Origin of the sequence: Vibrio sp. HA2012 (assembly GCF_002812955.1) — a bacterium.
Lineage (GTDB): Bacteria > Pseudomonadota > Gammaproteobacteria > Enterobacterales > Vibrionaceae > Vibrio.
The window spans coordinates 178,966-205,034 of record NZ_PFXK01000001.1; the positions used below are offsets into that span (position 1 = coordinate 178,966).

Below are 26,069 nucleotides of genomic sequence, written 5' to 3' on the forward strand. Positions count from 1 at the left end.
GCGGCTTTATTTGACGTAATGAGTCTTTAGTCTGTAATGTTTAAGGTAACTTATTGTTATGATAGTCTTTTTATTCTAAAGGCGAATATTGATGATGATTTTAATTACTTTAATGGTTGGCTTAGATGGAATTAAGAAGTGTACTAAAAGATTTGAAAAAATTTGTTGAAGATGAGCATGAAGCAAATTACGAAAAGCTATATGAAATCTGGGAGAAACCACTCAATCAGAAGCTATTAAAAGGTGAATCTCAACAAATTCGCTATATCCGGAAAGAAGGAAAAAATCATTTACATATCGTCTTAGGTGATAATGAGTCAAGATTTCGTGAAGGGGACATGATATGCCTTCATTTAGGTGAGCCGAGCAAAAAGAGGCATGTTCAGCAAGGCACCATCGAAGCGGAAAATGAAGATGAATGGTTAGTTCGGGTTCACCAGATAGATGATGAAGCTCTCAGTGAGGTTATTTCTGGTTGCTATGCTGACCCGGATACAATGGATCTAAAGCCGTTCTATGATAAGGCATTGGATGAAATAGCCGAGTCCAAACGTGGTAGGGAGATAGTACTACCACTTTTAGCAAATAAATTGGATACCGGTTTTATCTTTGAAGATGACTATGATGAAGCGGCAGAGTTTGCCGATGAACGTGGGTTAAATGAGCAGCAAGCTGACGCTGTGGGGAAAGCAGTTGCGGCTAAATATCTAGCGTGTATACAAGGGCCACCAGGTACCGGCAAAACTAAAGTAATTAGCCTGGTGGCAAAGCTATTGGTAGAGCAAGGCCAACGAGTATTTATGACGTCACATACTCACATGGCAATAAATAATGCGTTGAACAAGATCGCTGATGAAAATGTTCCGGTAATTAAGGTTGGGGCTCAAGGGTGCACAAAGGGCCTCGATAAAAAAGTGAAGCATTATGAATACGGTGGTGAATGGGATAAGAAGCCTGATTCAGGTTATGTGATTGGTGCAACGCCATTTGCAACATGCAGCGCGCGATTAGAACAGTATGAGTTTGATACAGTTATCTTTGATGAGGCGAGTCAAATTACACTTCCCCTCGCTATCATGGCAATGAGGAAAGCTAAGCGATTTGTATTTGTTGGCGACCATAAACAGCTTCCACCCGTTGTACTCTCCGCGTCTGTTCTCGATGACTGTTCGATCTTCTCTCGTATGATCTCGGGTAACAAAGATGTTTCAGTGATGCTTAGCCAAACCTACCGCATGTGCCAGGCGTTATCTAGCTGGCCTAGCCAATGCTATTATGATGGACGCTTAATATCTGCACGAAAAGCAGAACAGTGTGTATTTAAGTTGCCTAAGTCCCCTTCAAAGTACAATGATGTTTTATCGAGCAAGCATCCTTTTGTTTTTATAAAGTCACCTAAAAGTAACGCTAGGAATGTGAACAAACCGGAAGCTGAGCTTGTAGTTGATATCATTGAAAGTGCAATTAATGCGGGGCTGAGTGCAGAGGAAATAGGTGTAGTAACCCCTTTTCGAAGTCATGCTAAGGCTTTGAAATCAAAGCTTGCAGATAAAAAGGGCATCTTTTCATCGAAAACTATCGTCACAGATACAGTGGAAAGAATGCAGGGGCAGGAAAGAGATATGATCATTATTTCTCTATGCTCCTCCGACCCTCAGTACATAAGTGCTATCGCTGGGTTCTTTTTCCAGGCGGAACGCTTAAATGTAGCAATCACTCGTCCACAAACAAAACTGGTATTAGTTGGCCCTGAGATCTCTAGTTCTTTTCTCCAAGAGTCAAATGACGAGAGCTTACTTAAAAGAGTTGAAGAATATCGCTCTTTGATTAACTCAGGATATAAATATAATAATTAGGAAATGTTATGGCACAGATGGAATCAATTACGGGCTTAGATCGTAAGGTTAGAAGGCATTTTAAAAAAGTACTCAGTAGATTGTCAGACGAATTCATTGTCCGAGAACCATTACTGGATGAATCAAAAATTGCACCAATCGTATTGGAAGGGCCTTGTAAAAGTTGGTTGATGATTGGTTGGCACGAAAGGCAGCCAAGTGAAACTGAGCTTGCTAAATGGAGGCAGTTCAATTCAGCTTTACAATCTATGGGATATCAACCAATCATGTATCTTGCTGTAGTTGAAGAGGATTTGCAACACAAGGCAACAAGTGAAGAACAGGCTTATAGATTCATCCATATCCTCGACCAAAAGGGCTTTTATATAGACGGTGAGAAGAAAATTGTTGACCTTTTGACAGAGTCTCCGCTTGAACAGTACTACTGGGTAAAAAAGACACTTTTCCCTGAGTCAGCAATCCATTCTCAATGTACGACGAGGAGGAGCGTTTCAAGAGTAGATAATACAGCAAGTCTGCAACAGTTTTTCTTAGATTATGACCAGGAATTGGCAACTCGTTTTGACATGCTTGAACAAGCTGACTCTAGCGAAGAGAGTCAAGATGATTTCTCTGTAAGGCTTATTAATGGGGTTGCTGGTAGTGGTAAAACATTAATCTTGATAAATCGTGCTATAGCATTTTGTAAAAAGCACCCTGATAAGAAAGCATTACTCGTTATTCATAACAAACCGGTCACTTCAGATATTAAGCATAGATTTGAAGAGTGGCTAGGTGGAGCCCCTTCGAACCTGAAGATCGAGACATTTCATCAATTTGCTCTCAATCAGCAGAAGAAAGTTGCTAACAATTGGAGGCTCACCCCATTATTTGGCGACAAAGCTGTAGAGCCCCTTCGTGCTCAAATCCTTTGTGATACCAATGAGAGCTACACCCAATTGAAGTTAACTGATGGGCAGATCTGGTCTGAGTTAGAGTATATCAACGAATATCTAATAAAAGACGAGGATGAATATTTAGAATATGAACGTCAAGGCAGAGGCTTTGCTCTTCAGAAGTCGCAGCGTAAGCATATTTGGAAACTCTACGAAATGGTAGTCCAAAACATGTCTAGTCCTAAAGGTTATTTACCAAGCCTTTATGTTAAGGACTTAGCTTTACTCGAAGATACCACTGGGTTGGAAAAGTTTGATCATATTTTGGTCGATGAGGCTCAGTTCTTTGCGCCTTCGTGGCTCCAGTTAGTCAAGATGTCGTTAATTTCAAACGGTGCAATATTTCTGTGTGCAGACCCTAACCAAGGCTTTCTAAAGAGCCGATTGAGCTGGAAAAGTGTTGGTTTCAATGTTCGAGGGCGAACAAAACGGCTCAATTATTCATATCGTACTACTTATGAAATTATGGTTGCTGCGAATGCATTGATCGAAGGTATTGAAGATGACGCCGATGATTTCGTAAAGCCAGATTTAGAAAGAATGGAAAGAGGAGTAAAACCTCAGATAGTCTATAGTCATACTCTTCAAGATGAAAAGACACGTTTTTTAAATGAGTTAAGTGAATGTTGTAGATCCGACGATATACCTCTTCAGCAAGTCATGGTGCTTTGCAGTGGTAGTTATAGTCCTTGGAGCCTTAAACGTGATATTGAGAACACTCTAGGTAAAGGAACTGTGGTTAACTGCAATGACTGGAAAGACATTAAAGATAATATTGGTGGGAAAATTCGTCTTATGAGTATCAACAGTTGTACAGGAATGGAGTCAGGAGTGACATTCGTTCTTGGGGCTGGTGAGCTAATGAATCAAGCCAAAAACATTGATTTAGATGATGCTGAAAGAGAGCTTGCTCAACAAGAATCCCTTAGAAAACTTTATGTATCAATGACTCGAGCCGGGCAACGACTGGCCTTATTTAGTACCGAGAAACTGCCTGAAGGGGTACATGAACATGTAGAGCTTTCTGGTGCTTCATTGGATTGATTAGTAAGGCGGATCCAATCAGGTCTATTGGCCTGAACTCCCACTTATATAGATGAGCGCTGTTAGTTAAATGGTTAGGAAAGGAATGGGGCTCTATTCTATGCGTCCCACTCCTTTCTTTTTATAACACACAATCGTATTTACGAGCTGCATTGACAGTCATACACCCTATAAGACCACCAGCTAAAATATACAGCAAAGAGTTCTTCGATTGGTTGCAGTGAGCAAAAAGCAAACCTGCAACAGCGCCAAGGCCCGCACCTTGTAGCTGCTCGCTTGATGGTTTGCCGTGTAGTACTGTAGAGGCTAAATGCTCACAGTTATTATCTAGCACCCCATATTTTCTCGCTTTCTTAATCAATTGCTCTACTTGGTGGAACAGTTCATTTTTCTTTTTCTCACATAGGTGACTTAAGACTACCTTGATTGGTTTTCCATTTGCGTACTCTTCTAAGGCACAAATTTCTACGTTGCCATCTGGCGAGTTGTGAAGTACTCGCCCTTTTCCTAGGTAGATTCCGGCATGCTCTACCAGCAGCTTTGAACGATAAAGTAGATCACCAATACTAAGATTACTATTCATAATTTTCCCTTTTTGATTTAAAGTATGTGTATTCAAAAAACAACATTGAAATGCGTAAAACGTATATCAATGCATTTAAATTATACTTATGCACTTAATTGATCAAGTGTTATTTAGTTATTGGTGGTAAAAATGCAAGATAAAATCGTTTCTTACTCATCGATTCTCGGTGTGGTCGTCGCGAATAAGCGCAAAGAACTAGGCATAGAGCAGAGCGTATTAGCTGAAAAAATGGGGCTCTCACAAGCTAGCTATAGTCGTTTGGAATCAGGAAAGTCAACGTTCTCTGTTGACCAGATGTTTGAATGTGCTACAGCTCTTGGTATTGCTCCAGATGAACTTTTTAATTCGGTTGTGAATACAGTTAATAATCTCAAGGAAAGTGAACAGGTGTCTGTTCAAGCCCAACCTAGAGGTAACGCAACAAAAGCTAAGTCTGAAGGGGGGAGCAATGTCGGTACTTTCATTGCGGGAGCAGCTTTGGGAGCATTAATAATTGGATTGGCTGGTAAGTCCAAATAAACGTAACGGATATCAATGTAACTGATTGTATATCTTGGTATATTGCCGAAATTAAAAGCCAAAATGGTTAGGGTGTGTAGTGCTTCCAAGTTATCAAGATTTAATGAAGCCAGTGTTAGAGGCTGCGAAGAATGAAGAAGTTAAGCTTAGCAACGTTGTAGATTTGCTAGCGGAGCAATTTAATCTGTCAGAAGACGAGAGAACTGAGCTGCTTCCTAGTGGCCGACAAGCGGCATTCACGAACCGAGTTGGATGGGCCAAAACCTATCTAGCGAAAGCTGGGCTTTTGGATTCTATAAGGCGCGGCCATTTCGTGATAACAGATTTGGGGAAAGAAGCTCTAAACAGTGGTGAAGAGATAAATAACCAATACCTTAAACGTTTTGACGACTTTAACGCGTTCACTAAGCAAAAAAATGGGGATTCAGTTAAAGTCGAAGAGACAACGCTGTCTGACAATGATGCGACACCAGATGAAGTACTAAGAGCTGCTTACAAACAGATTAACGACGCGTTAGCCTCAGACATCTTGTCTCGAACACGTAAAGTGTCTCCAGCCTTTTTTGAACAACTGTTGATCGACCTGCTACTCGCAATGGGCTATGGCGGAAGCGATGAAGGTATGGCGCATACACTTGGAAGAAGTGGGGATAATGGTGTTGATGGAGTCATCAACCAAGATCCTCTAGGTGTAGATCAGGTTTACATTCAGGCAAAGCGTTATGCAGAGGGTAACAATGTAGGTTCTAGTGAAATACGGGATTTCTTTGGGGCGTTGAACTTAAAGAAAGCACAGAAGGGTATCTTCATTACCACTTCCGATTTTACATCCTCAGCCTCACAAACGGCTAAAGATTTAGGTATGCGCATTGTGCTTATTAACGGTAAAGAGTTGGCTAAGTTGATGTTGCGATACAACATAGGCAGCCGAGACGAGCAAGTGCTTTATATTAAACGCATTGATGAAGAGTTTTTTGAAGGATAATACGTCATGGCAGACTTCAGTAATTTTGATTTCCTGAAATCGCACCAAGATTGGCTTTTTAAGTTAGCTGAGAGTGCGGAGCGGAATTTTGTCCCGTTTCCAAATACGACTTTGGTTAATATTCGACAGCTTGGTGAAGCGATTGCCCAGAGCATCGCTTCTCGAGTTGGCGTTGAATCTGGCGCTAATGTCAGACAAATAGACCTTCTCAAAGAGTTAGATAGTGTTCTTCGTCTTGATGATAACGTTCGAGATGCGTTTCATACAATCCGCAAGCTTGGAAATAACGCAACGCATATCTTTGACAGCAGCACTCACAGAGATGCACTTAAAGCATTAATGGTAGGTCATGCTCTATCCATGTGGTTCCATATTACTTTCGGAGGAAGCGCGGCCAAAGGCTTTAAAATTCAGAAGTTCGTCAAGCCAGAAGACCCATCAGACTATGTTCGCCAACTTGAAGAGCAAGTTGATAGACTAAAAGTTGAATCACAGAGAACGCAAGATCGCATTAAGGTCGCGGAAGAACTTAGCAAAGTTGAAGCAAATAAAGCGCAAGCTGAGAAGTTACGTGCCGAAAAAATGGCTGAAGAAAAGGCCATTTGGGAAGAGTTAGCAGAAGAGCATGAGAAGACTTTGTCCTCATATCGCCTCAAGATGGATGAAGCAAACATTGTTCACTTCCAAACTTTTCGTTCTAAATCTAAAGAAGATCAAGCCTCTGAAATTCAGCGTATTGAGAAGTCTCCTTTTGAGATGGATGAAGCTGAGACTCGTGTCATTATTGATCAGCAATTGGTTGATGCAGGGTGGGAAGCCGATACTGAAAACCTTCGATATTCAAAAGACGCTAAACCAGAGCCAAACAAGAATAGAGCAATCGCGGAATGGCCTACAAAATCAGGTCCTGCTGACTATGCGCTTTTTATGGGAATGACACTGGTAGCAACGATTGAAGCAAAAAAGTCAGCCAAGAATGTATATGGTGCAATAGATCAAGCAAAACGTTATGCAAAAGGTATTCATAACTTACCAAGTGACGTTGAAGTAGCTAACTACAATGATTTTTTGGTGCCTGTGGTATTTGCGACGAATGGCCGAGCGTATTTAAAGCAGCTTAAGCAAGAAAGCGGCATCTGGTTTTTAGACGTCAGAGATAATACTAATCGTAGAAAAGCCCTCAAAGGCTGGTACACACCAGCTGAGCTGAAGGAATACTTGCGCCAAACACCTCAACAAGCAAATGCAGAGTTGGATGACATGGGCTTTGAGTACGAACTAAAGCTTCGTGATTATCAAAAAGAAGCCATCCTCTCGGTTGAGCAAGCGATTAAAGAAGGAGAAGAAAAGGCGCTGGTGGCTATGGCGACGGGTACCGGTAAAACCAAAACCTGTATTGCTCTAGTTTACCGATTATTGAAAGCGCAACGTTTCCGCCGAATTCTATTTTTAGTAGATAGAAGTGCCTTGGGCGTTCAAGCTTCGGTCGATTTTGGCGAGGTGCGTATGGAAAACCTCAATACGTTTGCTGATACCTTTGAGGTTATGGGGATGGAGCCAGATAAAGCTCCTAAAGCTGTACCAGATGATGATACAAAAGTTCACGTGGCGACAGTTCAAGGCTTGGTCAAGCGCATAATGTACCCCTCAGAGAACGGTTCAAAGCCAGGTGTAGGTCAGTACGACTGTATTGTGGTAGATGAATGTCACCGTGGCTACTTGCTCGATCGTGAGCTTAGCGACACCGAAATTAAGTTTCGAGACCAGAAAGACTACATGTCAAAGTACCGAGCCGTTATAGAGTATTTTGATGCCTTTAAAGTTGGTCTAACTGCTACACCAGCGATTCACACAGTAGATATATTTGGTGAGCCTGTATTCTCATACAGCTATACCGAAGCTGTTATAGATGGACACCTAGTCGATCATCTACCTCCAGTTCGAATCCATACCAAATTAAACACAGAAGGGATCAATTATCAGGTCAACGAAGAGGTTCAAGTCTATGATCCTCAAACCCAACAGTTTGATTTGATTCATACACCAGACGAGCTGGATTTTGAAGTCTCCGACTTTAACAGAAAAGTGATTGCTCCAGAATTTACTAACGTGATTTGTAAGTGGCTAATCGAAAGTGATTCTCTTAACCCTTACTCACAAGAAAAATCACTGATTTTTTGTGTCACAGACCGCCATGCTGATGAAGTAGTGGAAGCGTTAAAACAAGCGTGTGAAGACTACCATGGTGAGGTGGAAGATGATGCTATCCAGAAAATTACGGGTGCCTCTGATAAGCCGTTGGAAAAGATCCGCTTGTTCAAAAATGACCGCTTACCAAATATCGCAGTAACCGTAGACCTGCTCACGACCGGGGTTGATGTGCCGAGCATCTGTAACCTGGTGTTCTTACGGCGTGTTAATAGCCGTATTTTGTTTGAACAAATGCTGGGTCGAGCCACGCGTCGTTGTGATGACATAGGTAAAGAGCGATTCCGCATATACGATGCTGTAGACATCTATAAACAGCTCGAAAAAGTGAACACAATGAAGCCCGTTGTTACTAAGGTCGATATTACCTTTTCTGAGTTAGAGCAAGAGATAACAAAAGGTACAGACACCAAACTGCAAGAGCTGGCTAAAGAACAGTTTCTTGCCAAATTACAGAGTAAAAAGAATCACTTAACATCTGTTCAGCAGGATGAATTTGAGAGAATCGTTGGTAAGCCCCCCAAGGAGTTCGCAAAAGAATTAAAAGCCATGAACACAGAGGATGTGGCGAGTTGGTTTGTCAGTCATCCTGGCTTAGGCGAGCTTCTTGATATGAAAGTACAGGGGGGAAGCGGTCGAAACAAAATAGTGATATCAGACAAGTCCGATGATGTTACTAGCACATCAACAGGCTATGGCAGCGGTCAGAAACCAGAAGACTATTTGTCATCGTTTGCAGCCTTTGTGAACGCCAATAGTAACCGAATGGTGGCATTACAGACGGTTATCCAAAGACCGTGGGAACTGACACGAAACGATCTCAAGCAACTCGTTGTCGAGCTGGAGAAAAACGAATTCAGAGAGGAAGAGCTAAAAGTAGCTTGGAAAGAGGTGAAAAATGAGGACATTGCTGCTCGCATTATCGGCTTTATTCGACAAGCTGCAATCGGTGAGCCGCTAATTCCGTATGAACAACGAGTAGATAACGCGTTACAGCGAATCCTCTCAAGCCGCGCTTGGAAAACGCCGCAAAGAGATTGGCTAGAAACGATAGCAGCACAGGTGAAAGCAAACATTGTCGTTGATGAGTCAAACCTCAACCAAGGGATCTTCAAGCAGCTTGGTGGAATTCAACGAGCAAATAAGCTTTTCGAGCAGCCTGTTGTTGATGTCCTTGCACAATTTAACCGTGCAGTTTGGTCTAACGATGACCTCCAAGTAACTGCGTAATGGGTTACAATACCCAACAATTTAGATTAACTAAGAAGAATTATGAGCACACAAGATTTAATCAACAAGCTTTGGGGTCTATGTAATTTATTACGTGATGATGGCGTTACTTACCATGAATACCTTAATGAACTGACATTCCTCGTTTTTTTAAAGATGGTAGAAGAAACAGGACAAGAAGAGTTGATCCCTGAGGGATACCGCTGGGCTGATATTGAGAATTTTAATGCAGCTACACGCCTCGAAGAATACAAAAAGCTATTGGTTCATTTAGGTTCACACGGCTCACTGATCACCAAGGCTATCTTCAATAATGCTTCAACCTGTATTCGTAAACCAGCAACACTAACAAAGTTGGTTACTGAAATTGACAAGTTAGACTGGTACTCGGCTAAGCAAGAAGGTTTGGGGGACATGTACGAGGGCTTGCTTGAAATTAATGCAAGTGAGAAGAAATCGGGAGCTGGTCAGTACTTTACACCACGAGTGCTGATCGAGGTTATGGTTGAGCTGATGAAGCCAACACCGAAAGATAAACGAAGTAACCAAAAAGGTGACGTTATCGTTGACCCAACAGCCGGTACAGGTGGCTTTTTGATTGCAGCCCATCAATACATGGAAAAGAACTTCGATGTGAAAGGGTTGGATGAATTGGATTACGACAGCTACCAACATGAAACCTTTTTTGGTATGGAGTTGGTGCCTGATACGCGCCGCTTGGCAATGATGAACCTAATGCTACATGACCTAGCTGTCGATGATGAAAATTCAGGTGTTTTGTATGGTGACACGCTCTCGAACGAAGGTAAAGCGTTACCTAAGGCCTCACTCATACTGGCTAACCCTCCATTTGGTACTAAGCAAGGTGGTGGTGTGCCAACTCGTGATGACCTTGTGCACTACACCAGCAACAAACAACTGGCATTTTTGCATGCTATGTATCACGTTATGCTCAAACCTAGTGGCAGAGCTGCCGTAGTATTACCTGATAACGTACTGTTTGAGGGTTCGACAGGTCGTAAGATTCGCAATGACTTAATGGAAAAATGTAACCTGCACACTATATTACGCTTGCCTACAGGTATCTTTTACGCGGCTGGTGTTAAAACCAATGTGCTGTTCTTCGATAAGCCAACAGATATCAATCAAGACAAAGGTAATACCAAAAAAGTGTGGGTGTACGATCTTCGCGCCAATATGCCGAAATTCGGTAAACGCACTGTTTTGGAAAAAGAACACTTTGAAGAGTTTTACCGTGCGGTGGGTAGTGACCTAACGCAAGTGGATGAAGCTAAACGTCAAGCCTTTATCGATAACCATCAAGACGGCAGTGCTGTCGGTAATATCGATACTTGCCGTCTTCGTGCGTTTACCCGTGAAGAGATTAAAGCCAAAGATGACTCTCTCGATTTGGCGTGGATTCGTGATGATAGTTTGGAAGATTCTACCAATCTACCTGAGCCTGATGAACTAATAGCAGAGGCAATTGAAGAGTTGGCTGGGGCTATTTCTAGCCTGCAGTCTATTTTGGTTGATCTTGATGGGGCAGAAGCTTCGGAAGAGGTTTTGTTATGACTCTACCTAAAGGATGGATTGAAAAAACATTCAATGATGTAGGGAGTTATACCGATTACGTAGCTAACGGTAGCTTCGCGGCTCTAAAAGAGAATGTGACTCAAGTAGATGAGGTAGATTACGCTATTTTGCTGAGGCTTAAAGATCATAGCAATGGCTTTCAGGGGCCATTTAAATATGTCACCAAAGAGTCGTTTCACTTTTTAGCTAAAAGTGATTTAGAGCCTGGAGACCTCTTTCTTGCCAACGTAGGAGCACCAGGAAGAACGTTTTTGGTGCCTGACTTAGGGCAGCCAATGACTATTGCTCCCAATGGGATAAGGGTTCGAGCGAATGAACTTAGTAGCAATAAGTTTTTGGATTATTATATTAGGTCGCCTCAGGGGCAAAGTATTGTTGCCTCAATTACTGGAGGAAATGCCCAGCAAAAGTTCAATAAGACAGCTTTAAGAAAGAGCCCAGTTCCGCTCCCTCCAGTTGACCAGCAACAGCGTATTGTGAACAAACTTGATCTGATCTTTGAAGAATTAGAGCAAGCAAAGTTTCGATTAGACAAAGTTCCTCAGTTACTAAAACGATTCCGTATGTCTGTTTTATCATCAGCAGTGTCAGGAGATCTTACAGAAGAGTGGCGGAATGAGAATGACGTAGATGCTTGGGAGTATGTAAGCCTTAAACAGGTTGGTAAAGGCTTTAATTATGGCTCTTCCGCTAAGTCTAAGAAAGAAGGCTCAGTGCCAGTACTGCGTATGGGGAATCTGCAAGAAGGTAAGTTAGATTGGGCGAGCCTAGTCTATACATCGGATGAAAACGAGATTGAAAAATATAAGCTTGAGCCTGGTGATGTGCTGTTTAACCGAACCAACAGCCCTGAGTTAGTAGGAAAGACTTCTATTTATCGTGGTGAGAGAGAGGCTATATTCGCTGGTTATCTCATCAAAGTTCAAGGAACCGAGCGTCTCAACGGTGAATATCTGAATATTCAGCTGAATAGTCCTCATGCGAGAGATTATTGTTGGCAAGTTAAAACGGATGGCGTCAGTCAATCAAACATCAATGCCCAAAAGTTGAAAGCGTATGAGTTCAACTTGCCGTCAGTCGAAGAGCAGGAAGAAATAGTAAGAGTTGTTTCAGAGCTACTGTCTAAATCTGACTTGGTTAGAAAACAGTATGAAGCCGCAAAACTTCGTGTTGATAAGCTCAACCAATCTATTCTATCTAGAGCATTTCGTGGTGAGCTATTTGAACCTTTTACTGACAAGGCTGATCGAGTTGCTCAAACACAATTAGCAGATGTCATTGATGAGCAGTCTAAAGCGGCAGAAGAAACCGCATTAGAACAGCTAGATAAGAGTCCAACTCAATCTCAGCCGACAACAAAAGCCGTAAATGATAATAGTGAATTGCTAGCGCAGCTAAAGTCTGTCAAGAAAGCCATGACGGCACAGCAGCTATTTGATAGTGCATCAGTTGAGACATTTAAAGCCATCGATGAGTTGTTTGTTGAACTTAAACGCCTTTTAGAGCTCAACTTGGTCGAAAAAGTAGGTGAAGGCGAAAACTGTCAGTTTAAGGCTACCAAGTAGTGAAAATAGATTACTTGCATATTCGAAGCGGCTTTAAAAACGTCGAAGACTTAGACATCGATTTTGATAACAAGCAACTGCTAACGGTTCTAATTGGACGAAATGGCTCCGGTAAATCGAACGTGATTGAAGCGTTAGTTCGTATTTTTCGTGCGTTAGACCTAGGCGATGAACCCGCGCCATTTAGCTATAATCTCAGGTATTCACTGGGATCATCTTCCGATAGGCTTATCGAAGTTGATGCGTCACCGGAGTATGGCTCGACGCCAATTCAGCAACATAAAATACAAGTATCGATTTTGGACGAGAGTGGCCAGTATTCTCTGCCAGAAAATATTTCGTTATCCAAAGTGACAAGAGATAAGGAAGGTAATTCAGATTATCTGCCAAAGCACTTGTTCGCTTATTATTCAGGCCCGAGTGATCGCTTGGAGGACTTGTTTAAGCCGCACAGGACCAAGTTTTATAACCAACTGCTAAAGAACCAGGTGAAAATCGAGGACGAGGTTCGTCCTCTTTTCTACGCCAAACCTTTTCACAGTCAGTTTGTGTTGTTGGCATTCTTTCTAAATCAACAAAAAGGTGTAGGTCGAGAATTTCTTCAAGACCAACTCGGCATTGAGTCTTTCCATTCTGCTCACTTCGTTTTTAGACGACCAGAGTGGGGGAAAAATAATAAAAAGGATTTGTTCTGGGGTGCTAGGGGCGTAGTGCGTGACTTCCTTGAGCGGATATTGCCACATAGCTTAGGTGCGATTAAAACCGTTAGAGAAGAGGAAACAACTTTAACGGGCAAGGGCGTGAACAATGAGTTTGTTCACTTATTCTTACCGGATCTCTATAGCCTGAAGAAAGTGGCACAAGGGCTAGGGGCAAAGAACTTTTTCAAAATGCTCGAGAGTACCTTGCTGTCTGACCTGTTAAGTAGCGTTCACATCAAGGTTCGTTTGAAAAATGGAGAGATTGTCTCGTTTAGCGAACTTAGTGAAGGTGAACAACAGCTACTGACAGTTCTTGGATTGCTTGAGTTTACGATGGAAGAAGACTCTCTATTCCTACTTGATGAGCCTGATACTCACTTAAACCCGGCATGGGCCGCTAAATATCACTCGTTTCTGAAGCGATTCATACCCGACAAGCGTTTTTGCCATATATTGATGGTCACACACCATCCGTTAGCTATCGCAGAGCTGAAAAAGGAACAGATTCAAGTTCTTAGAAAAGATGCTGAAGGGCAGTCATTAGCTGAAACACCTTTGGAGAGTCCAATTGGAATGGGCGTCAATGGCATACTGACCAGCGACATGTTTGATATGGCAACAACACTGGATCAGCATACAAGTAATGTGATTGAAGATAGACGAGAACTGCTGGAAAAAGATAGCCTGACAGAGGCTGAAAGCAGGAAGTTGAGTGAGCTAAATAACTCACTTGATAGACTGGGTTATAGCTACACCCACCCAGATGAAGACTATCGACAGTTCCTAATTGCTCGTAAAAAAGCCATGCAGCAGATGGAGGCCGAAAACAAGGATTCAACAGAGTATCGCCTCAAGTTGATTAACGCGATTTTGAAAGACCAAGGATTGATTGAGTAGTGCGTTATATAGATTTAAACGTTATAGACCAATGCAAACCAGATAACTGGGATGTTAATTCTCAACGCTGGGCTCAAAGAGTACAACGAGCTGCTGACAAGTCTGCCGAAATTAAATCAATTGGCAGCAAGTGGAGTGACTTTAAGCCTAATTTTATTCGCGAGTTTGGGGATAAATGTTGGTATTCTGAAGTGCCCAGAATAGGTACAGATTTTGATGTTGACCATTTTAGGCCAAAAGGTGATGTAAAAGTTTCAAAGCAGTCTTACGCGACTCGAGTAGTTCAAGGGGCACGTCAAAAACATCCTGGTTACTGGTGGCTAGCATTTGAAGCGAAGAACTATAGGTACGCTTGTATTGAGGCGAACAGGCCAAGATCGAATGGGGGTAAGCATGATTACTTTCCGCTTATGGATGAAGCAACGCGAGTTTGGAACCGTTGCAATATTGCTGGTCACGGAGGGGAGGACGTTAAGCTTTTAGATCCATGTTCTCTAATTGATGTTACCTTGGTTTCTTATGTGCAACATCCCGGTGCTGTTATGTCTCGCTATAGCGAAATATCGCACCCTGATGAGTATTCTCGTGTTCGTGAGAGCGCGAAAAGATATAACCTTAATAGTAAAACAATTAAGGGGGCGAGAAGCGAAGTAATCAAGAAAGTGAAGGATTCATTGCAGTTCATAGAGCTATACGCATCGCTTCCCCCAGCACAGCAAGTCACAATGAATGGCTTTTTGGCTACAATGGAACAGAACTTGGTTGATGCTTGTAATAGAAAGTCGGGTTTTTCTGCAACAGCCGTTGCTTTTGTTCGTCAGAAAAGGCATGAGGCTTGGTTAACTGATCTGCTACCAAGACTGGATTTAACGGACTAAATATTGATGTCTATCACAAAAATTACATGTATGACAGAGTGTATATTCGTGAAAGTCGACTTGCTATAATTTATTTAATTTCAATAAGATAGATTGGAAGTCCGACTCCCTCACTCACCGCCACATCCAAAACCCTAGCAGAAATGCTGGGGTTTTCTTGTTTTAGGTCAATGAGTTAAGGTAGTATAAGGCTTTAACGATAACTGACTGATACCACTAAGTACTGTGTCAAACCGCAAAACTGGTACCACAAGGGTGGTACACAATGGTACTAAGAATGGCTTCTCCTGTTGTAGCCCGCCGCATGGGATGGAAACAGAAACCGCATAAAATGGTAATTTTTAAAAATAACCATTTTATGCGGTTTCTGTGTTTAACAGATGCTATTCAATGCGGGATTTAAATCTCTTTTAAACACCACCTTAAATGGCTGCCCACCGTTTAGAATGGAAAATTTGCTTATTTCCTAAAATAAAAAGTGGGGTATTAAACAGAGGTTAAACGGGTTTTTCCGGCCAGGGGTTGTCGGTATGAATCTTCAGGTAAGCTGCGTCGGCCTGCGCTTCGTATTTAGCCTGAACATCGGTTTGCCAGTCGTCTAGCTCTTCGTTCCAGGTGACGTATTGGTGTGGTGGTTGGGTTAATGTCCAACACTGTTCAATATCACCCAAGTCTTTCACTTGTTTTGATTTGAGCGGATTGGCTTTGTTGTAGATAGTTTTGTTTCGGTAGTCTGCTATGTATTGTGTTCCGCTCAAATCGTCCAGTATTTCATTGGTTAAATCTCCACAAGAATTGGGAAAGCCAAGTTACGTGGGCGGGTTTCTGATGCAACCCTAGGAGGGTCACAAGCCTGCCACCGGTCGCCTTAATGCATCCAGAAAGCGTATTCTTGACTGGTGGCAACTTGCGTGGGGGATAGTGGTCAATGGCAGAAGAAATTTTTTATCGAAGCCTCCATGTCCTTGCCCATTTTCCGCCTCGGGTATGTGATCGCCTCGGGTATGTGATTTTGAGGATGTTTTTGATGCTATGGGGCTACAGGTCAAAGGGGTAAAGAGCCGGTTGCTGATCCCGGAATGGTGAAGACAAATTTCACACGTATCTTTGGGATCAGCGCCTGATTATTATGCTTAGATTTCTGTTTTATTAGTCATCAGTACTTGATCCAATCTTTGCTGCGGCTACTTTCCATTTTGCATATAAATTATCAGCCAGTGTTCTGTTGGTCGTCATCAACCCTCCAGTATAAACACTGCTGTCGCTTATATAATATGAGTAGCTACCATCTTCGGCGTCTCGGATATATACAATAGAAGTGCTGTTGCTGGCAGTTTCATCTGTAACCAGGTTGGATATACGAAGGTTTAGATCATTGATATAAAGTTCATAACTAAATATACCCGTTTTTGTAGAAGGTGTATCTGCTAATAACCAGGTGGATTCTGTGGTTGTGCCGTTTTGCGTAATAGACACGGCATTACCTGAAGATGAGCCAGTTAGCATAACCTCACTGTATTCACCAAAAGCTAGGGTAATGTACTGCGGATCAGGAACAGCGGTATCATCACTATTATCGTAAATCAGGTAATAAGTTTTTCCTGCTAGGTCATCACTGGAAAAGCAGTAGTAGTCAAGAGTTTCAGAGTCCACATCATCGTTATAGTCGTTGAATTTGCTAAGATCTACCAGCAGAGAAACTTTTGGCTGTGAAATCACGGCAAATTCATTTCCCCGGAAAAGAACATCTGTTGTTACATTGTTTTCGTCGACATTGTATGAATAGGCATTCTGTGTCTCATTATAATTTACAGGGTAGCTGTTGGTCACTTCACCTGAGTTATCTCTAATACTTATTGTGGTGTCAGTAAATGATAGGCCACCCATATCAGCATTTCCTAGTTCATATGGATTACTTGGAAGCTGCATAAAAGTATTGCCATAATCAAAAGTTTCATGGCTGCTGTCGGTATCTAGTTTGGTGAAAAAATCAGAAAAAGAGGAAGGGGAACTATTGCTGTTACCGCTACTGTCAATCACGATACTATCAAGATCGTCACCATCGTTTACTGCGTTATTTACCGCGTTCACAATAGTGGCTACAGAGTTTTTTATGGTACTTTTATTATTGATAGAGCTACTCAGTGCTTCTTTTAGTACGCTGGTAATTGAACGTGCTGTCAGATGAACAGCATCTGCGGTAGTTGATGTATCTTCCAGATAATTGCCGCTAAGCAGCTCTTCATCAACGCCTAATTCTGCTGCCAGATCAGATAAAGTGAGATCTGAAGTATGAACGATGGTTGTAAAAGGAGATATTACACTGGAACCTGCATCGGCGTACATTTCAAAGGTTTCTTTTACCAGACCAGCGGTATCGCTGTCATAAGTACTTCCTGCTACTGCCCGCACAATGATTGGATATTGGCTGCCTTCAGCATCAATTGCAACGGAGCCGTCAGTACCTGTATTTTCAAGCTGTATATCTCCTGCGTCTATTGTATCGTTTTCATTTACGTCGAGGTAAACTTCTGCATTTATCAGATATCCGTCAATTGCTTGGGCAGAATAGGCCGAACCGGAACTATCGCTTGAACTATGATGACAACCCGATAACACTAGTGTTATTGCTGTAAGTAGGGCGTTTTTTTTTATTTTCATATAATAATTACTCACAATGTATTCATTAGCTTAATAAGTGATGAGTAGAATATTGTATATTTGAGAATAATAAAGTATCAGTATTGAGAATTTTTGGGAAAACAGAAAAATCAATTTCATATTGAATATTAATATGCTCATCGACAGATGAAGGTGTATCTGAGTATCCGGATACTCGGGTTCCTTGTTGGTTGATTTAGTCCTGTGATTTTAGTGCTTCACAGGCGGTGCTGTTAAGGTGTCCAATGGTAACTTTGAAAACCCAGCGGATAAATTTTCGGTTAGCTCTATAGCGACATTAGCCCCTTTACCAGCAAAGACCAGCATATGTCCAAGTAGTTTTTTTACCTGATTTGTAAGAGCCCGAGATATTTTTAAACCTGTTAACCCTGCCGCATTGTCTCAGCACCTGCAAGCAGCAGGGTTAGTTTCTTTAGCCACCATTGCTTAGGTTCACCGGAAATAATACTGATAACATATTCAACATGTTTTGCCGTACGGCTGTTGCTGGCAATTTGCCAGGAATGGCTTAAACGTTCAGTGGCTTTCTGGCCTTGTTTATTGGGGATGAGTAATTGTTGCCAGGTTGAAGCACTGTCAGTGGTCATATCGATAATACTGTCGATGATTAATGCCGCGTCTTCTGCACTAAAACCCATCCCCTCCAGTTTGTAGCAGGTTGTAGAGAATAGACGAATAGCCGCTGGAGGGGTACGGTCAGCAGCACGAATGGTTGAGGCTAATCCCTGATATTTCGCATACAACTCCCACAGTGAGCAGGCAAGGTGATGCAAATAGGCTCTCCAGTCCGTTGCTGTGTTATCAAGAGAAAGCTGACAGATAGCAAGATCGAAGGCTGAATAGATAATCTCTTCCCGGTTTTTTACATGCCGGTATAATGATGAATGATCTACACCAAGATGAATGGCTATTTTTTTCAGGGTAACTTTATCTAACCCCAGAGTCAGTGCCGCTTCTGCGATAGTTTCCCGGGAGATTCTGGCCGGCCGGCCAACGGATAGATCGGATTTATGCTTTATCGTCATTATTCTTGTTTAACAGCTGGATAAGATACGTACAATAGTGAAGAGAAGGCGTGCTGATAGTTTAATCAACACGCCTTGTGCTGGCAAATGGATATTTTCGTCTCAGTGACACTTTAGTGGTGACGAATATGCCAATCCGCAGCTTGAGTCCAGCGTTTCCAAAGATCTGAGTATAGGCCAGATTGTTTAACCAGTGTTTGGTGTGTGCCTTTTTCTATTATTTTTCCACTTTCCAACACAACGATTTGGTCTGCATTGCTGATCGTTGACAGTTTGTGGGCAACCACAATAACAGTTTTATGTGCTGTCAATGCCTGCAGCGCTTTCTGGAAGGCCAGTTCATTGGTTGGATCAATCGCTGCGGTCGCTTCATCCATAATCACGATGGGGGCATCTTTGAGAATAGCCCTGGCAATCGACAGTCTCTGGCGTTCCCCTCCGGAAAGCGTCGAACCGCCTTCACTGATATGAGTTTGATAGCCATTTGGAAGTGACATAATAAAATCGTGAGCTTGAGCCATACAAGCGGCATGTTTAACCTCCGCCATCGTCGCATTTTTCTTACCTAACGTTATATTATCCAGCACGGTGCCTGAGAAAAGAAATACATCCTGAAAAACGACGGTAATAAGTGTATTGAGTGTTTCTGCCTTGATGTCACGAATGTCTACTCCACCAATGGAAACATTTCCGGCATTGGGATCCCAGAATCGGGCAACCAGATTCAGAACAGTACTTTTGCCTGCTCCGGAAGGACCGACTATCGCAGTCATGGTATTTTCTCCGGTTGAGAAAGAGAGTTCGTTCAATACTGGAACGTCGGCATGATAACCAAAAGTGACGTTATGGAAATCGATACTGCAGTTATCGGGCTCTTTTCCAATTATAGGTTCGGGAAGCGGTTGTTCAGTCAGTATCCTATCAATTCGGGTTAATGATGCATCAGCCAGACGAGTCTGTTCCATCACAGGAATTAATCCCAATAGGGGGCTGTATAGGGCATAAATTAACATTAATGCGGTAATGAAGGTGGCCAGAGGCAGCTCATCAGAAAGCAGTAAAACGCTGTCGGCATACATTATCAATGGTATGCCCAGCATGATAAGGGTTCCAAAAATAATCAGAGGAAAGGTTAGCTGACGAACCATTTTGTTGGAAAGAGTCCTGAATTCACTCAGAGCCAGACGAAAATCTTCCTGACCTTTTGCTATACGGTTAAAGGCTTTGATAACACTCATTCCCTGAACATATTCAATCATTCGTGCAGAGGCGGCAGCTTGAATATCTTGACGTTCAAGTCCCAGTTTAGCCATATGTCGGCTGGTAATCAGATATACCGGTAGGGCAAGAACAATAGAAGCAGCACCGGCGCAGAATAGGTTAATATCCTGATAGAGAAGGAACAGCAGGACTGCAATAGGAAGGCCTGATGCTTCGGCAATGCGAGGAAGACCGTCGGAAAGGAAACTTTCTATCATCTGCATATCGGTCGTGATCATGGTGACGGCATCCCCCCTATGTTGGGAGAAATGAAAACCAAGCGGTAATTTTCTTAGTTTATCCAGCATCTTTAGCCTTAAATCACGCGCTAACTGGAAACTGGCAAACCAGCATTGCCGGGCAGACAGGAAACTGAATACCACTTGTCCAGTCAGAGAAAGCACAGCCCAAAAAATAATGGAAGTTAACCATTCGGTGGTCGGTATGAAATCATCAGCAACAAGACTGGTGACCATTAAAATAGCAACACCATAGCCCAGTCCAAGGCAAAATGATTGTATAAAACGGAAGAGAATTCCTTTTGCAACTTGCGTTTTTAGTGGCCCAGCGAGTTGCCATAAGCGGTGGAGACTCTGCCAGTCAGAATGAGTAGAGGGATTCTCTTCACAAAGCAGTTCATTATCATCAGACAAGGTTTGTGTGGTGTTAGACATGATGTGCTCCTTCAGAGATAAGAGAATTTTGGTGACTATCTGTGCGTAGGGTACAGAAATCGTTCCACAAACGTAGATAAGTCCCTTGATTGTTGAGCAATTCGGTATGAGTCCCACATTCAGCGACTCTTCCATCATCAATCACGACAATCTGATCGACATCGCGGATGGTATTTAGCCGGTGGGCAATAATGATAACGGTTTTTCCTTGAGTTAAAGACTCAACGGCTTGTTGGATCAGTGCTTCGTTTTCCGGGTCAGTGAACGCGGTAGCTTCATCCAGAATGATAACCGGCGCATCTTTAAGAATAGCTCTGGCTATGGCAATACGCTGGCGTTCCCCTCCGGATAATTTTCTTCCTTTGTCACCGATGGTCGTTGCATAACCTTCAGGCAGTGAAATAATCATGTCATGGATCTGTGCGGCTTTTGCAGCTTGAGTAATATTTTCTTCTGAAGCATCTGGGCAGCCGAAACGAATATTATCAGCGATGCTGCCACTGAATAAAAACGTATCTTGAAATACGAAAGAGACGGTATCCATCAGTTGTTCAAGGGAAAGTTCTTTCACGTTAACGCCACCTATCGTGATGTAACCATCGTTTATGTCATAGAATCGGGGGATCAGGCTGGCTAAAGTGCTTTTTCCCGCTCCGGATGGTCCAACAAGAGCGGTGATTTGATTCGGTTCTGCGATGAAACTGACGTTATTTAATACATTGTGATTATCGTATTTGAAGGAGACGTCGGAAAACTCTACTTTATGATCCCGTAAGGATGTCCAGCGTTTGGTATCCGGTTGTTCGGGCGTATTCAGTACATCGGTGGCAAGCTGTGAGCTCATACTGATATGAGCCAGTTCGTGGAATAAGTGGAAGAGTTTCAGCAAGGGACGACTGTAGTTGGCACCGACAATAACAAAAAAGACAAAGGTCAGAGTATCTAAGCTCTGGTTCATGACCAGTATAGCTCCAAGGATGATGATAAATACCACATTACTCAACACCAGACTAAAGAAAGTCCCCCCCAAAGGTAGGTAAGCACTGGCCCACTGTTTCTCGATCTGAGCATAATGTTTGATGGCTTCACCCGTCTCTTGATAACTTTCCCGGGAACGATTGAATATTTTAACAACAGGAAGACCGTTCAGATATTCAACAATAGATGCATTCATTGTCTGTCCCGCTGATTGATACGGATAGGCATAACGGGCACCTCTTTGCATCCCCATAACCAGCAGACAGAACGATATTGGAGTAATGATGACGGCGGCCAGAGCCATGCGCCAGTCAATCCAGAATAACCAGATGGAAACGGCCAACCAGGTAGTTATTGCACTGATTCCTTCAGGAATACCGTGTGCGATAATCAGTTCCAGCTTTTCCGGATCATCAATCAGAAGTTTTTTGGCATCTCCACTTTTTTTGTGACTGAAATACCCAAGCGGAAGCCGGGCTAGGTGATTGGCAATTTTCAGACGCAATTGGTAGAGGGTCTCAAAAGCGATAAGATGCGATTGGGTCATGGTGACCCCCATGAATAAGTATCCGCCCAGGATGGATATCAAAGCCGTTGTCAAATACAAAAGAGCAGTATGTGAATGGAGTGTATGTTCAACGGCTTGCTGTAGCATCAGATAAATAGCATAAACAGGTACCAGTTCTAATCCGACAGACAGTGTTGCCAGTATTACAGCGAAAACTAATTTCCCTTGCTGAGATTTCAGTATTGGCCAGATTAAATCCATACAGGCTAAGTAATTTACTGATTGTTGTTTATCTTCAGAAGAGTGAAGACGTGTTTCTTCATCTTCGTTAGTGTTATCCAGAGTCACACTCATAGATTACTCCTTGTTCTATGTAAATGAGAATGGATGTCATTATTGATCCTGTACATGTTATTTGCAACATTGTGTTGCAAATAACATGTAAATAGTATTCTTACTGAATTTTGCTTATGGGAGGGGAGAAATATTCTTTCTGATCAATGCTTGGGTTCGGGTAATAATAGCATTGAGCCCTATGGTTCTGGTTGGGGTCAAATGTTCTTGTAGCTCTATTTCACCAAACCAGGCGAACAGATCAAATCCATCTATCTGTTTTGCTGGCTGACCGTTATAGGCAATAATGATAAGAGCCAGCAAACCGCGAACTATAGCGGCATCGCTGGTGGCATTGATATGTATTAATCCATCAGCATAATCCAGAGTAAGCCAGACCTGACTCTGACACCCTTGTACCTGATTGGCGTGTATTTGTTCTGTGGTTGGCAGGGTAGAAAAACGTTCACCTAATTCAATCAGGTACAGGTATTTTTCTTCCCAATTGCTACAGCGATTAAAGTTTTTTGTCACTTTTTCCGGAGTCATTATTTTCCCAGTAATTGTTCAATTTTTTTCAGACCGTCTACAAGTGCATCAATATCACTTTGGTCGGTATACAGTGCAAAAGAGGCTCTGCATATTGCTGATAGTTTGTATCTTTTAAGCAGAGGAAGGGCACAATGATGCCCGGTTCTGATTGCGATACCGTACTTATCCAGAAAACTACCGACATCAAAGGCATGATGTTCTCCCAGATTGAATGAAATGACACCCGTGTGAACCGGACGTGGTGGTGATAATAAGGTGAGTGATGAAATTGTGGTCAACTGTTCTAATGCATAATCCATGATGGCATTTTCATATGTTTGTATCTGTTCTGACCCTATTGTCTCAATATATTGAACAGCGGTACCCAGCCCGAGTATACCGGTAATATTGGGGGTTCCTGTCTCAAATTTCCAGGGAGCCGGTTGATAAGTACAACCTTGTGTCAGGTCGACATCTTCGATCATGGCTCCGCCCCCTTGCCAGGGAGGTAGGCTCTCGAGCCATTGGTCGCTGATATAGAGTATGCCGGTGCCTGTTGGTCCATAGAGTTTATGACCAGAAAATACATAGAAATCACAGCCGGTTAGTTGTACATCAACCGTTTCATGCATAATGCCCTGAGCACCGTCTACCAAGGTTGCGATTCCCTTAGATTTCGCCCACTGGCAAATTGAACGGATCGGGTTTACTGTTCCGAGAACGTTTGATACGTGGCTAAGTGCGATCAATCTGGTTTTATCGGTCACCAGATTGGATAAATCTTCCAATACCAGAGTGCCATTATCTCTGACAGGCCATATGATAAGTTTGAGTTCATAGCGCTGTGCCGCCATCTGCCATGGAATAATATTAGCGTGGTGCTCCATTTCTGTAATGATAATTTCGGAACCCCTTTCACAGGCAATCACCGGGAAAGTGTTTGCTACCAGATTAATCGCCTCAGTCGATCCTTTAGTGAAGATAATGTTGGACGCTGACTCGGCATGAATAAACCTGGCGATACTTCGTCTGACATCTTCTACGTTCTGTGTTGCAACAGAGCTGAGATGGTGAATGCCGCGATGTACTGTGGAATACTCTTCATGATAGAAATGTTGCATTCTTTCTGTGACACAGTAGGGTTTTTGAGCCGTAGCAGCACTGTCCAGATAGATCAATGGCTTATCTGTGATAGTATTCAAAAGAGGGAAGTCTGTTCTCCAAGGACTGTTTAACTTATTCATCGGACGGAATGTTCTTCCGGATGAAGACAACTGCTCAAGCGACTATCGATTTTTTCTTTTACCCGGATTTTTACCTTATCGTCTTCTATCCTGTCGCTGATCTCGTGTGCAAAAGCATTAATAATAAGATGTTGGGCTTGTGCTTTGGGGATTCCTCGGGTTTGTAAATAATAGATTTGTTCAGCGCTGATCTGCCCCGTTGTCGAACCGTGGCTACATTTCACATCATCAGCATAGATTTCCAACGTTGGTTTACTGTTCACTTCAGCCTGATGGTCAGTGAGCAAATTGTGGTTATCCATTTGAGCATCGGTTTTAAGAGCATACTTTTCAACCTTGATCATGCCATCGAATAGTCCATTGGCCTCTTTTCCTGCAATGATTTTATGTAGCTGTCTGCTCCGACAGTGTGGCGCTTTGTGAAGCAGGAAGGTACGGAAATCATAAGTCTGCTTGTTTCCTGGTAATGCGAGGCTATCGATAGTTAGCTCTCCGCCTTCACGGAGGAATTCGGCGCTGGTGTGATGCTGAATAAATTCACCGTTTAGCATCAGGGTCTGACTTTCGGCTCGGCTGTATTGACTAAGAGAGAGAGCATTATGACCAAAATGTAATTGTTGTTTGCCTTCCTCAATAAGTTTTATGTGTGAATAGTGGGCGTCGTCCTCAACATGGGTGATCATACGTGACAATGTAACTCCAAAGGCAGAGTCCTGAGAAATATGCTGCTCGATAGCAGAGACATTTGCTTCAGAGCCGATAGTCAGACAGACACACGAACTGATGGCAGAATCTTCTTCGCCTGTATTCAGAAAAACAAAATACAGAGGTTTGTCGAGTTTTTTACATGCAGGGATGTGGACAACGGTTTTATTGTGGATAGCCGCATCCGTCAGTCGAGAGAAAAACTCAGAATTTATAGCTGATGCATTTATATTCGGCATTGTTACCGTTTTAATATGGTCAACCCTGAAAGGGTACATACTGTCCGAATGATGTGCATTGTAACATCCGTTAATAAATACCAAACGGTAGGCATCGATAGGCAGTGTCTTCAGAGCCAGCATCGTCTGCACATTATTGATTGTCAATAATCCACCCATAACCTTTTGCCTCTAACTGTTTTGCCAGTGATGCATCACCGGATTTAACGATTTTTCCGTCAGACAATACATGTACATAATCGGGGCGGATATGATTCAGAATGCGCTGATAATGGGTGACAATGATAAAAGAACGGTTTGTATCTCTTAACGCATTGACACCGTCAGACACCGCTTTTAAAGCATCAATATCCAGACCAGAATCGGTTTCATCCAGAATACAGAGCGATGGCTCAAGGACTGCCATCTGTAAAATATCATTACGTTTTTTCTCTCCACCAGAGAAACCGTCGTTTACAGAACGCTCCAAAAGTTCAACCGGCATTTTTAAAAGACGGGCTTTTTCTTCCAGATGATCGTTAAAATCGAACCTGTCGAGCGGCTCCAAATTTCGGTAGCTGCGTATTGCATCCAATGCAGTTTTTAAAAACAGCTTATTGCTGACGCCGGGAATTTCGACCGGATACTGGAACGCAAGAAAGATCCCTTCACCTGCTCGTTCTTTTGCATCAAGTTCGGTAAGTTCTTTCTGCTTAAAATAAATATGTCCCTGAGTGACTTCGTAATCATTTTTTCCTGCAAGGGTCGCAGATAATGTACTTTTTCCTGAGCCGTTAGGACCCATAATAGCGTGAATTTCACCGGGTCGAACTGTCAGGTCGATACCTTTCAGGATTTCAGTATCATTAATACTGACGTGCAGGTTTTTTATATCTAACATGGTATTAATA

19 protein-coding genes and 1 pseudogene are annotated in these 26,069 nt (G+C 42.6%); 10 read left to right on the top strand and 10 right to left on the bottom strand.

The window, feature by feature from the left end; translation table 11 throughout:
• Positions 1–125 precede the first annotated feature (125 nt).
• Positions 126–1,856 (top strand): DEAD/DEAH box helicase, encoded by a 1,731-nt coding sequence (locus CSW98_RS00830; protein WP_100798554.1) that lies wholly within the window; start codon positions 126–128, stop codon positions 1,854–1,856.
• An 8-nt stretch (positions 1,857–1,864) separates the two neighbouring features.
• A complete protein-coding gene (locus tag CSW98_RS00835) occupies positions 1,865–3,835 on the top strand; it encodes a UvrD-helicase domain-containing protein (protein WP_100798555.1) in 1,971 nt (656 codons plus the stop codon).
• A 121-nt stretch (positions 3,836–3,956) separates the two neighbouring features.
• On the opposite strand, the gene CSW98_RS00840 is transcribed toward CSW98_RS00835, so the two are convergent.
• A complete protein-coding gene (locus tag CSW98_RS00840) occupies positions 3,957–4,454 on the bottom strand; it encodes a lecithin retinol acyltransferase family protein (protein WP_269799017.1) in 498 nt (165 codons plus the stop codon).
• A gap of 96 nt (positions 4,455–4,550) precedes the next feature.
• On the opposite strand from CSW98_RS00840, the gene CSW98_RS00845 reads away from it, so the two are divergent.
• The 7 genes from CSW98_RS00845 to CSW98_RS00875 all read left to right on the top strand — a co-directional run bounded on the left by CSW98_RS00845 (position 4,551) and on the right by CSW98_RS00875 (position 15,000).
• Positions 4,551–4,940: a helix-turn-helix domain-containing protein gene (locus CSW98_RS00845; protein ID WP_045422289.1), complete on the top strand. Its 390-nt coding sequence runs from the start codon at positions 4,551–4,553 to the stop codon at positions 4,938–4,940.
• Positions 4,941–5,019: 79 nt separating this feature from the next.
• Positions 5,020–5,925 carry a restriction endonuclease gene (locus tag CSW98_RS00850; RefSeq protein ID WP_198517247.1) on the top strand — a complete coding sequence of 302 codons (906 nt, stop codon included), beginning with the start codon at positions 5,020–5,022 and terminating at the stop codon, positions 5,923–5,925.
• A 6-nt stretch (positions 5,926–5,931) separates the two neighbouring features.
• Positions 5,932–9,363 carry a type I restriction-modification system endonuclease gene (gene hsdR, locus CSW98_RS00855; protein WP_100798558.1) on the top strand — a complete coding sequence of 1,144 codons (3,432 nt, stop codon included), beginning with the start codon at positions 5,932–5,934 and terminating at the stop codon, positions 9,361–9,363.
• A gap of 42 nt (positions 9,364–9,405) precedes the next feature.
• Positions 9,406–10,938 carry a class I SAM-dependent DNA methyltransferase gene (locus tag CSW98_RS00860; protein ID WP_100798559.1) on the top strand — a complete coding sequence of 511 codons (1,533 nt, stop codon included), beginning with the start codon at positions 9,406–9,408 and terminating at the stop codon, positions 10,936–10,938.
• Positions 10,935–12,524, top strand: coding sequence for a restriction endonuclease subunit S (locus CSW98_RS00865; protein ID WP_100798560.1), 1,590 nt, complete (start codon positions 10,935–10,937; stop codon positions 12,522–12,524). The genes CSW98_RS00860 and CSW98_RS00865 overlap by 4 nt, the downstream gene beginning before the upstream one ends.
• Complete coding sequence (locus CSW98_RS00870; RefSeq protein ID WP_100798561.1) at positions 12,524–14,122, top strand: AAA family ATPase; 1,599 nt, start codon at positions 12,524–12,526, stop codon at positions 14,120–14,122. The genes CSW98_RS00865 and CSW98_RS00870 overlap by 1 nt, the downstream gene beginning before the upstream one ends.
• Complete coding sequence (locus CSW98_RS00875; protein WP_100798562.1) at positions 14,122–15,000, top strand: hypothetical protein; 879 nt, start codon at positions 14,122–14,124, stop codon at positions 14,998–15,000. The genes CSW98_RS00870 and CSW98_RS00875 overlap by 1 nt, the downstream gene beginning before the upstream one ends.
• 497 nt (positions 15,001–15,497) lie before the next feature.
• Here CSW98_RS00875 and CSW98_RS00880 read toward each other — a convergent pair whose 3' ends face one another.
• Complete coding sequence (locus CSW98_RS00880) at positions 15,498–15,758, bottom strand: hypothetical protein (RefSeq protein ID WP_100798563.1); 261 nt, start codon at positions 15,756–15,758, stop codon at positions 15,498–15,500.
• 94 nt (positions 15,759–15,852) lie between these two features.
• On the opposite strand from CSW98_RS00880, the pseudogene CSW98_RS17840 reads away from it, so the two are divergent.
• Positions 15,853–16,086: pseudogene (locus CSW98_RS17840) on the top strand (SAM-dependent methyltransferase); the annotation flags it as partial.
• Positions 16,087–16,149: 63 nt separating this feature from the next.
• Here CSW98_RS17840 and CSW98_RS00885 read toward each other — a convergent pair.
• From CSW98_RS00885 to sufC, 8 genes are all read right to left on the bottom strand, one after another.
• A complete protein-coding gene (locus CSW98_RS00885) occupies positions 16,150–17,661 on the bottom strand; it encodes a hypothetical protein (protein WP_232733455.1) in 1,512 nt (503 codons plus the stop codon).
• A 383-nt stretch (positions 17,662–18,044) separates the two neighbouring features.
• On the bottom strand, positions 18,045–18,707 hold the full coding sequence (locus CSW98_RS00890) for a TetR/AcrR family transcriptional regulator (RefSeq protein ID WP_100798565.1): 663 nt from the start codon (positions 18,705–18,707) through the stop codon (positions 18,045–18,047).
• Positions 18,708–18,820: 113 nt separating this feature from the next.
• Positions 18,821–20,641: an ABC transporter ATP-binding protein gene (locus tag CSW98_RS00895; protein WP_100798566.1), complete on the bottom strand. Its 1,821-nt coding sequence runs from the start codon at positions 20,639–20,641 to the stop codon at positions 18,821–18,823.
• Positions 20,634–22,481, bottom strand: coding sequence for an ABC transporter ATP-binding protein (locus tag CSW98_RS00900; protein WP_100798567.1), 1,848 nt, complete (start codon positions 22,479–22,481; stop codon positions 20,634–20,636). Before CSW98_RS00900 ends, CSW98_RS00895 begins: the two co-directional genes overlap by 8 nt.
• A gap of 114 nt (positions 22,482–22,595) precedes the next feature.
• Positions 22,596–23,009 carry a SufE family protein gene (locus CSW98_RS00905; RefSeq protein ID WP_100798568.1) on the bottom strand — a complete coding sequence of 138 codons (414 nt, stop codon included), beginning with the start codon at positions 23,007–23,009 and terminating at the stop codon, positions 22,596–22,598.
• Positions 23,009–24,235, bottom strand: a complete 1,227-nt coding sequence (locus CSW98_RS00910; RefSeq protein ID WP_100798569.1) for a SufS family cysteine desulfurase — start codon at positions 24,233–24,235, stop codon at positions 23,009–23,011. The genes CSW98_RS00905 and CSW98_RS00910 overlap by 1 nt, the downstream gene beginning before the upstream one ends.
• Entirely contained in the window at positions 24,232–25,338 is a 1,107-nt protein-coding gene (sufD, locus tag CSW98_RS00915) for a Fe-S cluster assembly protein SufD (RefSeq protein WP_100798570.1), read from the bottom strand. The genes CSW98_RS00910 and sufD overlap by 4 nt, the downstream gene beginning before the upstream one ends.
• Complete coding sequence (gene sufC / locus CSW98_RS00920) at positions 25,313–26,059, bottom strand: Fe-S cluster assembly ATPase SufC (RefSeq protein WP_100798571.1); 747 nt, start codon at positions 26,057–26,059, stop codon at positions 25,313–25,315. The genes sufD and sufC overlap by 26 nt, the downstream gene beginning before the upstream one ends.
• Positions 26,060–26,069: the final 10 nt, after the last annotated feature.